We start from the raw sequence: 14,417 nt of genomic DNA, 5'->3' as shown, positions 1-14,417 counted from the left end.
CCGGCACGACCTAGGCTGTGCTCATGACTTCTGACTTCACGGAGGCGAATCGCTCCGATGATTTGAACGTGCTTCTCGCGCTGCTCGACGTGGAGCAGGCCGACGATGACGTTTTCATCGGCCAGCACCCCGAGCAGAAGACGCCCCGGACCTTTGGCGGCCAGCTGCTGGGCCAGGGGGTCGTGGCGGCGACGCGTTCGCTGGTCCGCGGTAATCCGCCGGTCCACGCCCTGCACGCGCACTTCATCCGGGGCGGTGATGTCAACCTGCCGATGGAGTACCACATCACCCGCTTCCGCGACGGCAAGTCCTTCGCGAACCGCCAGGTCATTGCGCGGCAGAAGGGTGAGGACATTTTCACGATGCTCGTCGCGTACCAGGACAATACGGCTGGCCTCGAGCACGCCATCGAGAGCCCGACGGTGCCCTATCCGGAGGAACTGCCCGAGCTCGGTGAGCACTTCAAGGGCTACGAGGACACCATTGCGACGTTCGTCAACGCCCTGCACCCGATCGACATCCGCTTCGCCAACGACCCCACCTGGAAGGTGCGCGAGGCGGGGGAGAAGCTGATGCGGAACCGGGTGTGGATGCGTACCGACGGCACCCTGCCCAACGAGCAGATCTGGCACGTGGCCGCCATGTGCTATGCCTCGGACACCACCGTGCTGGACTCGATCATCACCACCCATGGGCTGTCGTGGGGGATTGACCGGCTGTTCGCGGCGACGGTGAATCACTCCATGTGGTTCCATCGCGAGTTCCGTTTCGACGAGTGGTTGCTCTACGCGACGGAGTCGCCGGTGGCCGCCGGATCGCGCGGGATCGGCTCGGGCCGCTTCTTCACCCGTGATGGCGTTCTGGCGACGTCGGTCGTTCAGGAGGCACTGATCAAGTACTTCCCGCCCAAGGCCTGAATCCGGCGGTAACCTGGCCGGGTTGACCGCCGCCCGTCAGCCGAGGTGGCCGAACTGTCATAGGAGTATTTCGCAGCGTGGAGCACGACCAGCAGGGTTCATCGACGACGCCGGACATTTCGTCACCGGGTGTACCGGCCCCGATCGCCCAATCCCTCCCCGGCCCGGTGCCGCCCGTTCCGGTGCCGCCCGACCAGGTACCGCCCGGCCCTCCGGGGGCGCCCTTTCATGGCTACGGTCCACCGCCGGGTACCCCGCCGCAGCGGTGGCTCGGTCCCGGTCCCTACCTGCCGCGGCGGACCTGGCAGCAGAAGACTAGAACCCTGATCACGGCGATGACCGGGCTCAGCGGTGTCGTGTGGATCGCGTGCGCCATCATCCTGATGTTGTTGGGTGCGGTTGTCGCGCAGTACCAGAAGACGGCGACGTTCACCGGCAACGGCGGCGTGATGGTCAGCTGTGAGTCGTCCAGCACGGCCGGCGGAGCAGTGGAGGCGGGCACACCGGTCATTGCGTGGAGTGACCGCAGCGACAGGGTGCTGCACACCGCGCTACGGCCGGTCAAGCGTGCCGAGGTGATCGACCCCAACGACCGGGCCGGTGGGAAAGCCGAGCGGTGCTATCTGCCGTTCACCCTGGAGCAGGTGCGTGGCGACGCCAGCGGGTACAACGTGCGGATCGGTGATACCGCGACACAGTTCGTGACGACGAAGTCGCTGAAGGACGGTGCGATTGTGCCCATCGTGATCGGCGGCGACCGGTGACGCCGGGCACCGGGCTGGATTGGGGCGAGGAGCTCACCAAGTCCATCATCTGGACGCTGTGGGTGTCGGCGGTGAGCCTGGCCGGGCTCGTCGTCGTCGGCGCACTGATGGCGCGCTACACCAAGTGGGGGCGGCAGTATTGGCGGGTGACCGGCCGGTTCTTCACCGATCGGGACATCGCGCCAATGGCGTGGCTCCTCATCGTCATCCTGCTGCTGTTGGCGATCTTCGGCGTGCGGCTGAACGTGCTGTTCACCTATCAGGGGCTGGACATGTACAACTCCTTCCAGGACGGCGCGGCTGCGCTCGGCATGGAGAAGGGGTCGCCCGGCCGGGAGGCGGCGATTGACGCGGCGCGGTCGGCATTCTGGAAGTCGATGGCGATTTTCGGCCTGCTCGCCACCGTTCATGTGGTGCGCACGCTGGTCGAGGTGTGGTTCGGTGCCGCATTCAACGTGCGGATGCGCACGTGGCTCACCGACAATGTCACCGAGGACTGGTTGGCCGGCCGCGCATTCTACCGAAATCGGTTCGTGCCGATCGAGAACGCGGACGGGGAGCTGACGGCGGGGGTCGACAACCCGGATCAGCGGATCGAGGGCGACATTACGACGCTGGTGCAGTGGACGAGGCAGTTCGTCTTCAGCAGCGGGGGCTCGGCCTCCGGCGGCGTCATCCCCGCGATTGTCACCATGGTGACGTTCACGATCATGCTCTGGGGCCTCTCGGGCCCGATGCATCTGCTGGGGTGGGAGATCTCCCACGGCCTGGTCTTCCTGCTGATGATGTTCATCTTCGCGGGATCGGTCGTCGCGTTCTGGATCGGCCGACCGCTGATCCGCTTGAACTTCCTGCGGGAGCGGCTCACCGCGAACTTCCGTTTCGCTCTGGTCCGCGTTCGCGAGAACGCCGAGAACATCGCCCTGTACTCCGGCGAGGAGGTGGAGCACCAGAACCTGATGGGCCGATTCCGCCTCGTCATCGCGAACTACTGGAACATCATCCATCGAACGCTGCTCTTCTCCGGATGGAACCTCGGGGTGAGCCAGGCCGCCGTCGTGCTGCCGTTCCTGGTCCAGGCAAATCGGTTTTTCGCCGGCGACATCAAGCTCGGGCCGTTGCAGCAGACGGCTTCGGCGTTTGGCAATCTGAGCGACGCACTGTCGTTCTTCCGGCTGATGTATGACGACTTCACCGCCTTCCGTGCGTCGATCATTCGTCTCGACGGTCTGCAGGACGCCGACGGAAAGGCACGCGACTTGCCGACGATCGCGACCGCCGACGGTGACGACGTCCAATTGGCGGACGTGCAGATCACTAAGCCCGACGGGGGGGTGCTGATCGAGGACCTGTCGCTGAGCCTGGTGCCCGGTGACGCCCTGGTGGTCAAGGGACCCTCGGGGAGTGGAAAGACGACGCTGTTCCGCGGGTTGTCTGGGCTGTGGCCCTATGCCGACGGTCGATTCATCCGGCCCGGCGGGCAGGACACCCTGTTCCTGTCCCAGGTGCCCTACCTTCCGCTGGCCGACCTGCGCTCGGTGCTGACCTATCCGGCGCCGCCGTCGGAGTTCGCCGACGAGTTGCTGCGGCAGACGCTCACCGATGTATCGCTACCGCACCTCGTCGACCGTCTCGACGAGGACGAGTACTGGGCGAAGGTGCTCTCGCCGGGCGAGCAGCAGCGCGTGGCGTTCGCCCGAGTCCTCCTGTCCAAGCCGAAAGCGGTGTTCCTCGACGAGGCCACCTCCGCGGTCGATGAGGGGCTCGAGTATGCGCTGTACAACCTACTGCGGACGCGGTTGCCGGAGATGATCCTCGTGTCCATCAGTCACCGCAGCACCACTGAGCAGCATCACACCAAGATGCTTGTGTTGCTGGGCGAGGGCCCGTGGGAGATGTCCGATATCGCGGTGAAGGTGTAGTCTGCGGCCGCCGGGACGTGAGGGGCATTTACCAAGGCTTTACCTTTTGTGGAGGAACTGGTCCCGCCGGCCGCCGCAGCGGACTACGGTGGCGGCACAACCCGCCGTTCTACCGCTAGGGGTCTGGCCATGGCCGACGAACTCATCACCTTCCTGCACGAGTCCGGTAAGCGGATCGCCACGTTGCCCGCCGGCTTTCAAGAAACGATCCGGCTGCGGCCCGGCGCAGTGGCCCTGCGCACCGTCGGCGGTGCCCAGGAGATCACCTGGAGGCAATACGGCGAGCGTGTGCGTGCCATTGCCGGCGGTCTCGCCGCGCTGGGAGTGGGACACGGCGACAGCGTCGGAATCATGTTGACGAATCGACCCGAATTCCACCTCGTCGATACCGCGGTGCTGCATCTCGGCGGCGTCCCGTTCTCCATCTACAACACCAGTTCCCCCGATCAGGTCGAGTATCTCTTCGGAAACGCCGGCAACACCGTCGTCGTCACCGAGGCGGCGTTCCTGCCGATCCTCACCGCGGCGGACACCGGCGTGCGGACCGTCATCAGCGTCGACGGCGGGGCCGGGACCACCGCGCTCACCGAAGTCGAATCAATGCCGGCGCCCGCCGGCTTCGATTTCGAGGCGAGTTGGCGGGCCGTGGAACCGTCCGACCTTGCGACGCTGATCTACACGTCGGGCACCACCGGCCCGCCCAAGGGCGTCGAGATCACCCACCGCAACATGATTGCCGAGGCGATCGCGCTCACCGACATCGTCGACACGGGGCTGGACGGTCGCCTGCTCTCGTATCTGCCGGCCGCACACATTGCCGACCGGGTGTCCACTCACGGGACGAACATGCTGCGCGGCGCGCAGATCACGAGCGAACCGGATCCGCGCAATATCGCCGTCGCCCTGCCCGATGCGCGGCCCACCCTGTTCTTCGGGGTGCCACGCGTGTGGCAGAAGCTCAAGGCCGGCATCGAGGCGAAGCTCGCTGAGGCGACCGGTGTGAAGGCCGGGCTCGGCGCCTGGGCGCTGGGCGTCGGTGCGGAGGTGGCCGAGTTGCATCTGCAGGGCAAGTCCCCCTCCGGCCTGCTGCGGCTCCAGCACGGTGTGGCCGACAAGCTGGTGCTCTCGAAGGTGCGCCACGGCATCGGCATGGACGAGATCGACATCGCATACTCGGGGGCGGCCGCCATTCCGCCCGAGGTCCTCAAGTTCTTCCTTGCGCTCGGCATCCCGGTTCTCGAGGTTTGGGGCATGTCGGAATCCACCGGTGCGACGACGCTCACCTCGCCGGACAACTTGGCGATCGGCACCGTCGGGCGACCGGTGCGCGGTGTCGAGATCAAGCTCGGCGCCGATGGCGAATTGTTTGTCCGCGGCCCGGTGGTCATGCGCGGCTACCGCAACCAGCCCGACAAGACGGCCGAGGCGATCGACGCCGACGGCTGGCTCGCGACCGGCGACATCGCGCAGGTCGGCGCCGACGGCAATGTGACCATCGTCGACCGCAAGAAGGAACTGCTCATCAACGAGTCGGGCAAGAACCTTGCGCCGACCAACATCGAGAATGCGATCAAGGCGGTGTCGCCGCTGGTCGGTCAGATCGTCGCCATCGGCAACGCCAAGCCGTACGTCAGTGCCCTCATCGTCCTCGACCCCGACATGGCGGCGGTGAAGGCGCGCGAGTACGGACTCGACGAGACCGATCTCGCGGTGATCTCGGCCCACCCGGCGGTGGTGGCCGAGGTGACGGCGGCGGTGGCGACTGGCAATGCGAAGCTCTCGCGCGTCGAGCAGATCAAGCGGTTTGTGATCATCGCGTCGCCGTGGGAGCCGGGCGGGGAGGAGTTGACCCCGACGATGAAGCTGCGGCGCAAACCGATCGATGCGAAGTACGCCCCGGAGATCGTCGCGCTGTATTCCGATCCGGTCGCACCCGGCACCGTCGACTTGCGTTAGCGCGGGGCGGGGCGGGTGACCGGCCGGTCCTTGTCTCGTCATCGCGGGATGCCTAAATTGGATGGTATGCACCTCACCCGGGCCAGCCTGTCCTGCTCCGTCCGCGGCTTCGCCGCTGCCGCCGCGCTGATGATGGCCGCCTTCGGTCTGACTGCCGCACCAGCCGCTTCGCTGGCCGTGCCTACCAGCCAGGTCCTGGCCGTGGCCACCGCCGATGCCAAGGCCCAACTCCACAAACCTGTTCGCCTGGGGGCCGCCAAGGTCAACACGAGCGGGGAATGGGCGTTCGTGTCGGCGACGCTGCAGGCGTCGGATGGGGGGCGGTTCAGCTACGCCGGCACGCCCTTCGCCGAAGCAGCGGCCAACGGCGGAAAGTCGAACCGGTACGTCGGCCTCTTCCGCAAGGCCAGAACCGGCTGGGCGCGGGTCGACAGTGCCGCGGGCCCGACGGATGTCGCCTGGGCACCGTGGGCTGCCAAATACGGGGCCCCGCCGTCGATCTTCCGGATCTGAGTCACGGCGATTCGGAACCATGGAGGCCGGGGGCGGCGAGCGCCGCGCGCACCTGCTCGTCGGAGACCTGACTGAAGTCGTCGTAGGCGCCGCCGACACCGGTGAAGTGTCGCGATATCACCGGGCAGACAATGTCTGATTCGCGGCTCATGCGGGCGATCTCCGCCGCCGGCGCGACCGGTACCGCCAGCACTACCCGCGCTGCTCCCGAGCGCCGAAGTGCCCGGATGGCGGCGCGCGCCGTCGCGCCTGTCGCGATGCCGTCGTCCACGACGATCACCGTCTTGTCGTGCACGTCGACCGGCGGCCGGGTGCCACGATAGGCGGCCTCACGCCGGTCGAGTTCGGCGCGTTCGGTCGTGATGACGCGCTCCAGATCGTCGGCGGTCATGCCCGACGCGCGGATGACGTCGTCGTTGGTGATCACCACGCCATCGCTGCTCAGCGCACCGGCGGCCAGTTCCGGCTGGGTCGGGACTCCCAGCTTGCGCACGAGGTAGACGTCGAGCGGCGCGTGCAGGCGCCTCGCCACCGGTTCGGCGACCGGTACACCGCCGCGCGGCAGGGCCAGCACGACGACTCCGCGATTGCGGAACTCGTCGAGGTGGTCGGCAAGAACCCGCCCGGCATGCGTCCTGTCCCGATAGGGCGGAGCGGGAGCCGATCGCCGGGTCACGGCGTCAGTCCGGGGTGCGGGCGCGGACTACTCGCGAAATGTCGGCTGCCCATTGCGCCACCTCGTCCCAGTTCCGATGATCGCCCGGGACCGCGCCCAGTAGGCCCATTACCGCCCGAATCCGGAGTTGGGGCGACCGCGCGAATCGCCCGGCGAACGCGTGGTACTCGACGGCGTTCACCGTGTCGCGGACCCCGGCCACCGGTGGCGTCACCTTGGTGCGGAGAAGTGCACCGATGGGCCCGCGCAGTACCGGCCCCATCCCCAGGGAGAACAGCCACACCGGGCGCTGGAGCAGTGCGGCAAGGTTGGCGTCGACGAACGCGGTCAGCTCGGGCAGCAGGGCGCCGTCGTGGATCGGGCTGCCGAGGATGACGGCGTCGACGACCGTCGGGTCGGGGGAGTCGGTCGCCGGTGCGATCCGCACTTGCAGTCCCGTCGCGCGCAGATGCTCACCCAGCCGCTGTGCGACCTCGGCGGTCGAACCGTCTGCGCTGGCATAGGCCACGAGCACATTCGCAGTCATCGGGCGATGCCCGCCGGCAGGAGTGCCGTGGCTGCGACGGTGCGTGGGCCAACCAGCAGATAGCGGTTCATGACGCGAGTCTAAAGCGGAAATCCGGCATCGGGTGATGATCGTCGATCGAGCTGCTACGTCACGCCACCATCTCTTTGAGGCAGTAGCCGATGGACGCGGGCTGCGCGAACTTCCACTTCGTCTGCTCCTCGGTGCACGAGATGTCTGCCGCGCCCCGCGTCGCCACAGTGGCGATGACCGTCGACGGGGCTGCCGAGGAGTCGCAGTCAATCTTGCGGTAGTCCACCAGCCGGCCACCGGTCGTGGGGATCTGATAGCAGCTGGACGGCACGAAGTTCGGCGTGATGCAGAGCTTCTCGTTCGAGAATGCGATGTAGGCGCTGTTGCTGCCGCTGCACGATCCGCTCAGGCTGGTCGTTTCGGCGGCGTAGAACGTGAGCCTTCCCTCGGCGTCGCAGCTACTCGTGCTGGCGTTCACCTTGCCCTCGCCGGTGCTCCCGTCGATGGTGAGGCAGTTGCCGGCGGTGACGTCGGACGGCTTGCTGATCGCGGTGGATCCGGCCGAGAAGTCACAGCCGGCGGTGAACACCGCGATGCCGGCGACTACTGAGGCGACCGAGATTCGTCGGGCAAGGGCGGCGGTGGCGCGGTTGTTGGCGGTCATGAGGACTCCTATCGAGGTGGGGTACCTCGATAGGTTGGCGGCGGGCACTTGGAGCCGCCTTGGCGAACGCTTGGTCGCCCGGAGATGGTGCCCGGGCCAGGGCAGCCGGGCAGGTTGTCAGGCGTAGGCGGGGAGAAACTGGATTCGTGCCTGCTGGGTGCGTGCGGCATCACGGAAGTTCTTTATGGCCCGCTGCATATGGAACCCGTTGGTGACGATGACCGCGCCATCGGCGCCCATCGCCTTGAGCATCCGCACCGTATTGGTGGCGTTCTGCACGGTGCTGGTGGACTGGGCCTCGTTGATCATCTGCCACACTGGGATCCCGCGTTGGAGCAGTCCGACGTTCATGAACTGGGCCTCGGATACGGGCAGCCACCAGGTGTCACCGCCGGACACGATGATGCGGTTGAACGGATGAGTCCGCCCGAGCCGGGCGGTGGCGCTGAGCCGCTGGTCGAGGATCTCCGGGGTCTGCCCGAAGGTGCCCATCTTCGCGCCGAGGACGACGATGTACCGGCCGGCCGGGTTCTGCCAGAGGAACAGTCCGGCCTGTCCGAGGAGGTCGGATCCGGAACTGCCGAAGTCCATGCTGCCGGCGGTGGTGTGTGGGGCCGGCGCGGCGTGCACGGCACCCGCCGAACCGGTGAACGCGGTAACGGCGGTGACCAGGGCAGCCGAAAACAGGAGTGGCAAGCGCATGTGCGCGAGTGTAGCGACGAAAACTGAACGATTGATCCGGCGGCAGAGGTCGTTTCGGGTGTGCAACCGCGGCGTGGCAAATCTGAGATGTCCGGCTCAGCCGAAGGTGAACGAGTAGGCCGTCAACCCCGGCGACAATGCGATGGTCATCGTCGCCGCTTCCGAGACCTGATGATTGGCAACGGTCCGGATGTTCGGCGCGCCGGACACCGCGATGGTCCGGGTGGTGCCGGCTTCGGTAACGGTCACCGTGCCGGTGCCGCCGACGTTGAGGTAGACGTCGCTCGCCCGGTAGGCCAGGGTGATCCGGGCACCCGGTCCGGCGGCGATGCCGTCGGTGGTCAGAGTCCACGCACCGTCGAGCCGATAGGTGTTGGGCGCCGCGCCGGCGGCGTCGGAATAGGTGCGGGTGCCGGCGGTGTAGGGACCGGTGCCGCCATAGGACTGCTGCTTCTCGACACCGAGGAATGTTTCTGGAGTGCGCTGCCGGTCGGTGGGGGTGTGGTCGGGCAGATCGGTGGCGGCGGGTAGCTTCGCGCCGGGGTTTGCGGCAGTGAGCAACGCGCGGAGGTAGCCCTCTTTGCGGTCGTACCGGCCTTCACCGAGGCTGACGTGCCGGATCACCCCGGTCGCATCGACGAGGTAGTCGGCCGGCCAGGCGACGTTCTGGTAGGCCTTCCAGGTGCGGTAGTCGTTGTCGATGGCGACGGGAAAGGTGAGGCCGAGCCGCGCGGCACCGGAGGCGACGTTGGCGGCGTTGTGCTCGAAGGCGTATTCGGGGGTGTGGACGCCGACGACCCGCAGGCCAAACGGTTCGTAACGCTTCCACCACGCCTGCACATGGGGGAGTGAACGCTGACAGTTGATGCAGGAGTACGCCCAGAAGTCGACGAGGACAACCTTGCCGCGCAAGTCCGCCATCCGCATGGGGGGACTGTTCTGCCACTGCGCGATGCCGGTGAATTCCGGGGCGCGCCCGCAGTCGGCGAGTCCGTCGTCGCGACCGTTGAACGCCGCTTCCTGGCAGGTTCGCAGGGTACCGTTCCCCGCGGCGACGGGCACGTTGACATGGGATTGCAGGGGATCGCTGATCGCCCGCGTGTAGTCGGGGATCCGGCGCTGGATGGCACCGGTCACGTCGAAGGTGAGGGCGATGGCGAGGGCGATGACCAGTGCACCGGCCACGCCACGGACCACGCGCTGCCGTCGCTGCAGTCCGCGCACGCGGTCGGCGAGTTTGTTGCCGGCGAGCGCGACGATCAGCAGGGGAATCGAGACCCCTGCGGCGAAGGCAACGGTGAGCAACACGGTCTCGGTTCCGATGGTGCCGGTCGCTCCCGCCACCGCGATGGCCGCGAGAACCGGACCCGCGCACGGCACGAACACCGCACCCAGGGCCAATCCGAGGATGAAGCCGCCCAGGGCACCGGAGCCCTGCGCGGTGACCTGGCGTTGTGGGATCCGGGCGAAGAGCCGTTCGAGGAATTGTTCGAGCGGGGGAAAGATCATCGCCAGCCCGACAAACACGAGGGCGCCGAGACCGAGCCACCGCAGTAGTGAGGACGGCAGATGCAGGGCGGCCAGCAGGAGTGTCCCGAACAGGGTGATGAGGGCAAAGCTCACGGTCATCCCGGCGACGATCAACACGGCGCGCAGACGTCCGGCGTTGTTGTCGGCGGGCGCGGCGCCATCGCCCGACGAAGAAGCGGCGCTGCCCATCAATACGACCGGCAGCACCGGCAGGACGCACGGTGAAATGCCTGCCAGAATGCCGCCGACGAAGCCGACCAGCAGGAGGGTCACTCCGTCACATCACCACGTCGTGCCGTTCATGCCGGGGATGACGCAGCGCCCGGTGCGGTCGACCCGCCCGATGAGCATCATGTCGTACCCGGTGCACGACGAGTTGATCGGCGCACACGAGCCGACCGTGGTGATCACCTTGTTCGGGCCGCAGGACGTGCCCATCGGTGGTGCGGCATGGGCGACCGAGGAACTCAGGCCGCCGATTCCGGTGATCAGTGCGCCCACTGTGGCAGCGGCTGCGATCAGCCGACGGGTGGTGGTTGATTGGGCCATGGTGGCCTCCTAGTGGCTGGTCCGCTGATCCCCACGCAAGCCTACGCTTGCTGTGATCCAGCCCACAGTGTGGATGGGAGGCTATCCGATGGCCATTGCGCCGCCGCTGTGTTTGGCGGCGGTGGGGTTCTGCTGGGTTCCGCCGGTGTCGCGGCTGATCCAGACCACCGGCGTCAACTGCCGGTATTCGTGGACGCTGATGGGGACACCGACGAAGTCGGCGCGGAAGTCGGCCGTCCAGGCCGGTTTGCCGTCCCAATTGGATCGGCCGAGTGTCAACGCGCCGCCGATGTCGCGTCCAAATATGTAGTTCTTGTAGACCCACGGCTGGCCCTGCGGTCCGGTGCCGAAGGTGAGGCTGTCGCCGAAGCGGCTCTGGGTCTGGGTGAACGCCCTAGCCTGTGGGTAGGGGGCTAATTTCCCGTTGACGTGCATGACCGGCAGGAGGGCCAGGGGCTGTCGGCCGACGGGGGCGGCGCCGAGCGGGGCGGAGCCGAACAGGTTCAGAATCTGTTGTGCAGTGCAGTGGTTCATCAGCGAGTCGATCGTGCGGTCGCGGTCAGTCTGACTGATCACACAGACCCCGTCGGGAACAGGTGGAGCGGCGGCGACCGAACCGGTCGCTGCCACCGCGCCGGCGAGCGCGAGTGATCCGACGATGCCGCGAAGTGCTCGGCGCTGAAGAATCATTGCAGTGGACCCCGATCTGACCGCCCCGATGGCAGTGCGCCGTTCCGAGGGTAGCGATCCGCGTTGACCTGCGCGCCGCCGGCAGCGGGTGCAGGTTGATCTAGCCTGGCGGAATGAGGATCGGGGCAGATGCTGTGCGGGCCGTGGTCGCCACCGTCATCGTCGTGTCGAGCTTCGCGTGGGGGCTGGGGACAGCGGGGGCGCAGCCAATGCTGTTCAGCGGCCCGCCTCGCCTTTCGGGTCTCGACGTCGCGGACTACACGGGGCCGATCGGCCGGCCCGGCACGATGATTGCGATGACTCCGCTCGATCCGGCGGTGAGCTTGCCGACGGCGGGGCGCGCGTACCGGGTTCACTACTCCACCACCGATGTTCATGGTCGGCCCGCCACAAGCACCGGGCAGATTCTGCTTCCCCGACGGCCTGCTCCGGCCGGTGGCTATCCAGTCATCGCGTGGGCTCACGGCACCGTTGGCTCGGCCGATCAGTGTGCACCGTCGACTCAACCGGCCCTCGAGGACGTCGGCAGCTATCTCGGCCACTGGCTCGATCGGGGATACGCGGTGGTCGCCACCGACTATGCGGGTTTGGGCACTCCGGGGAACCTGAGCTATCTGAGCACCCGAGCGGCCGCCCATTCGGTGGTCGACTCTGTGGTTGCCGCCCAGGACACCGCTTTGCCGCTGGCGAAGAGGTGGGCGATCGTGGGGCACTCCGAGGGGGCGGCGGCCGCCATGTCAGCGGCCCGGCGCGCCTCCGAGTATTCGCGCGGCACCGGCCTGGACTACCGGGGGGTGGTGGCCACCGGAGTCCCCGCGAATCTGGAGCACGTGATCTGGCAGATCGGGCCGGGCGTACCGCCCGTCGCGCTACCCGTCGGACTCACCGCCTATGCCGCGGCGATTCTGGCCGGATTCGTCGATGCCCGACCCGAGTTCGATTCGGTGCGCTACATCACTGCGGCGGGCCGTCGGGCGCTGGATCTGGCCAACACCAACTGCACTTTGCAACTTGCCGCTGCGCTGAAGAACGACAACGTCGCGGACTGGTTCACCCGGCCGATTGCGTCGATCCCCGGAATCAAACCGGCACTGATCGACTATCTGGGCGTGCCCTACCGCGGCTACAACCGGCCCATCTTCATGGCCGCCGGGCTGATTGACGCCGCCGTCCCGATTCCGGCGCCGCTCAGCCTGGCTGCGCAGTTGGCCGCGAACAACCAGCCCCTCACGTTCGTCACCTATCCCGACGAGGGGCATTCGGGCACCTTGCTGACCTCGATGCGTGATTCGACACCCTTCCTCGCGCGGATCATGCGCTGAGCAACGGCGGTACGGGTGCGTCGGGCCGGTGCGAGTTGGCTGCGCAGCCAGGGATCAGCCGCGTTTGACGTCGGCGAGGGTGAATGTGCCGGAACTGTTCCACAGGAAGGTCTTCGGTCGGCGGGGATCACTCCCCAACACCATCCACTTGTCGCCGTGGTAGAGGGGGATGCCCGATGCGGATTTGCCGTAGAGGGCGGCGAGCGAGGCAGAATCGGCTGCGGTCTTACCAGTGTCGGCTTCGATCACCGATACGTCGGCGCCACTCTGGATCCAGATCTTGCCGTCCATCGCTCCCAGGACCGAGAGGGTCTTGTGCTTGAGTCCCTCGGCGCCGGGGAGTTCGAACAGGGCTTTGCCGCTCGTGAGGTCGAGGATTTGCAGTGCGGGGCCGCCCCCGATCAGCGTCGGCTTCGAACTCATCGAACCCCGGTAGACGTAGCTCACCGCGAGCAGGTTGCGTTGCCGGTCGATTGCGTACGACACACCGTTGACGGCCAGGGCCTTGCCGCCGCGCAGGTCGTAGGCCGACTCGCCGTTGTAGGTCACAACGCGGTAGGGGTAGGTCCCACCCGGCATGGGGGAGCCGAGGAAGCAGCGGGGATTCGGCTTCACCCAGCGCGGCTTCCCGGTTTTGGCGTCGACCGCAGTCATCCCGGCCGCGTCACCATAGAGGATGTCGCCGTCGGGGGAGCGGTCGAAGACTGAGGATTGGAAGACACCGAGCACGGCGCTCTTACTGCAGTCGCCGCTGCCGCCGACCGACATTCCGCCGTCCTTGGTGCTCGGCTTGTTCACCCACAACTCGCGCTTAGACGGCAGGTCGATGGCAGCGAGGTACTCGATGTCGCCGGAACCCGTGGGATTTTTTTCGTCTTTGTCGTAACGAATCACGACGGTGTCGCCGAAGAGGCCGACGCCGTCCAGTCCGGAGTCCTCAACGGCGTCAACGGCGACACTGCCGATGGTTTTGCCTTTCTTGTCGACGACCCGCGCTTGGATCTCAAACTTTTCCGCGGCCAGGCCGTCAGCTGGGAGCCGGACCAGCGCAGCCGTCACAGCGAGGGCCTTGGCGCTGGGGACCTGCTGAATGCCGAGTGCGAATCCGCGCGCGGCCTTCTCTCCCCGGTCCGGCGTGAACGTCACCCGCACGCCACCGTCCTCGGTGAAGACCGTCGCCCCGGCGCCATCGGGCCGGCGGGAAAACATGTCGCCGCCTTTGAGGCCGTCCCAGTCGTAGAAGGCGAATGCGTCGGGCCCGCCAATCACCGTGTTGTCGGCCCGGTTGCTGTCGGTGTCGGGGTTGATGGCGAACCGCAGCGTTGACGGCGCGCGGGTCGTCGTGGGTGTCGATGTCGCTTGGACCGTGGTTGACGTTGTCGCCTGGTCAGACGATGGGATCAGCGAACAACCGGTGGTGGCCAGCGCGGCGCTGACACAAAGCACGCCGAGTTGGGCGAGGCGAGATTTCATGGTGAGAGCGTATGGGGTACGGCTCTGACTTTGGCTGAAGCACACGCAGTCATCGGGAGGGACGCACCCTTTTGAAGGAACGCTGTAGCACTCCAGCCGGGCCCCGAGCCGGAAGTCCTGGTCAGGATGTCCCGGTCAGGATGTCCTGGTCAGGATGTCCCGGTCAGGGTGTTTGTGGTGCCCTCGGTGAGACTCGAACTC

14 protein-coding genes are annotated in these 14,417 nt (G+C 66.9%); 6 read left to right on the top strand and 8 right to left on the bottom strand.

Features of this window, described 5'->3' with window-relative positions:
* Positions 1 to 23: 23 nt before the first annotated feature.
* The 5 genes from B4M62_RS09955 to B4M62_RS09935 all read left to right on the top strand — a co-directional run bounded on the left by B4M62_RS09955 (position 24) and on the right by B4M62_RS09935 (position 6,072).
* The gene (locus tag B4M62_RS09955) at positions 24 to 917 is read left to right on the top strand and encodes an acyl-CoA thioesterase (protein WP_290707221.1); all 894 of its coding nucleotides are present in this window, start codon (positions 24 to 26) and stop codon (positions 915 to 917) included.
* Between the two features lie 77 nt (positions 918 to 994).
* On the top strand, positions 995 to 1,681 hold the full coding sequence (locus B4M62_RS09950; RefSeq protein WP_290707219.1) for a hypothetical protein: 687 nt from the start codon (positions 995 to 997) through the stop codon (positions 1,679 to 1,681).
* Positions 1,678 to 3,603 (top strand): ABC transporter ATP-binding protein/permease, encoded by a 1,926-nt coding sequence (locus B4M62_RS09945; RefSeq protein WP_290707217.1) that lies wholly within the window; start codon positions 1,678 to 1,680, stop codon positions 3,601 to 3,603. Before B4M62_RS09950 ends, B4M62_RS09945 begins: the two co-directional genes overlap by 4 nt.
* 129 nt (positions 3,604 to 3,732) lie before the next feature.
* Entirely contained in the window at positions 3,733 to 5,559 is a 1,827-nt protein-coding gene (locus B4M62_RS09940) for an AMP-dependent synthetase/ligase (RefSeq protein WP_290707215.1), read from the top strand.
* 66 nt (positions 5,560 to 5,625) lie between these two features.
* Positions 5,626 to 6,072, top strand: a complete 447-nt coding sequence (locus B4M62_RS09935; protein WP_290707212.1) for a hypothetical protein — start codon at positions 5,626 to 5,628, stop codon at positions 6,070 to 6,072.
* Position 6,073: 1 nt separating this feature from the next.
* Here B4M62_RS09935 and B4M62_RS09930 read toward each other — a convergent pair whose 3' ends face one another.
* The 7 genes from B4M62_RS09930 to B4M62_RS09900 form a co-directional block, all read right to left on the bottom strand.
* Entirely contained in the window at positions 6,074 to 6,748 is a 675-nt protein-coding gene (locus tag B4M62_RS09930; protein ID WP_290707210.1) for a phosphoribosyltransferase, read from the bottom strand.
* Positions 6,749 to 6,752: 4 nt separating this feature from the next.
* Complete coding sequence (locus tag B4M62_RS09925) at positions 6,753 to 7,274, bottom strand: flavodoxin domain-containing protein (RefSeq protein WP_290707209.1); 522 nt, start codon at positions 7,272 to 7,274, stop codon at positions 6,753 to 6,755.
* A 130-nt stretch (positions 7,275 to 7,404) separates the two neighbouring features.
* Complete coding sequence (locus tag B4M62_RS09920) at positions 7,405 to 7,950, bottom strand: pyridine nucleotide-disulfide oxidoreductase (RefSeq protein WP_290707208.1); 546 nt, start codon at positions 7,948 to 7,950, stop codon at positions 7,405 to 7,407.
* 117 nt (positions 7,951 to 8,067) lie between these two features.
* Positions 8,068 to 8,652: a YdcF family protein gene (locus B4M62_RS09915; RefSeq protein WP_290707205.1), complete on the bottom strand. Its 585-nt coding sequence runs from the start codon at positions 8,650 to 8,652 to the stop codon at positions 8,068 to 8,070.
* 96 nt (positions 8,653 to 8,748) lie between these two features.
* Positions 8,749 to 10,455, bottom strand: coding sequence for a cytochrome c biogenesis protein DipZ (locus B4M62_RS09910; protein ID WP_290707203.1), 1,707 nt, complete (start codon positions 10,453 to 10,455; stop codon positions 8,749 to 8,751).
* A 9-nt stretch (positions 10,456 to 10,464) separates the two neighbouring features.
* Complete coding sequence (locus B4M62_RS09905; RefSeq protein ID WP_290707201.1) at positions 10,465 to 10,731, bottom strand: hypothetical protein; 267 nt, start codon at positions 10,729 to 10,731, stop codon at positions 10,465 to 10,467.
* Between the two features lie 81 nt (positions 10,732 to 10,812).
* Complete coding sequence (locus tag B4M62_RS09900; protein WP_290707199.1) at positions 10,813 to 11,421, bottom strand: hypothetical protein; 609 nt, start codon at positions 11,419 to 11,421, stop codon at positions 10,813 to 10,815.
* A gap of 113 nt (positions 11,422 to 11,534) precedes the next feature.
* Here B4M62_RS09900 and B4M62_RS09895 point away from each other — a divergent pair, with 113 nt between their 5' ends.
* Positions 11,535 to 12,743 (top strand): lipase family protein, encoded by a 1,209-nt coding sequence (locus B4M62_RS09895; protein WP_290707179.1) that lies wholly within the window; start codon positions 11,535 to 11,537, stop codon positions 12,741 to 12,743.
* Positions 12,744 to 12,797: 54 nt separating this feature from the next.
* Here the strand turns inward: B4M62_RS09895 and B4M62_RS09890 are convergent, their stop codons facing one another.
* Positions 12,798 to 14,216: a hypothetical protein gene (locus B4M62_RS09890; RefSeq protein WP_290707178.1), complete on the bottom strand. Its 1,419-nt coding sequence runs from the start codon at positions 14,214 to 14,216 to the stop codon at positions 12,798 to 12,800.
* Between the last annotated feature and the right edge of the window lie 201 nt (positions 14,217 to 14,417).

Source organism: Gordonia sp. UBA5067 (assembly GCF_002414845.1).
In the GTDB taxonomy this organism is placed as follows: domain Bacteria; phylum Actinomycetota; class Actinomycetes; order Mycobacteriales; family Mycobacteriaceae; genus Gordonia; species Gordonia defluvii.
The sequence above is the reverse complement of the archived record's forward strand: the minus strand, read 5'-3'. Positions and strand labels throughout refer to the sequence as shown.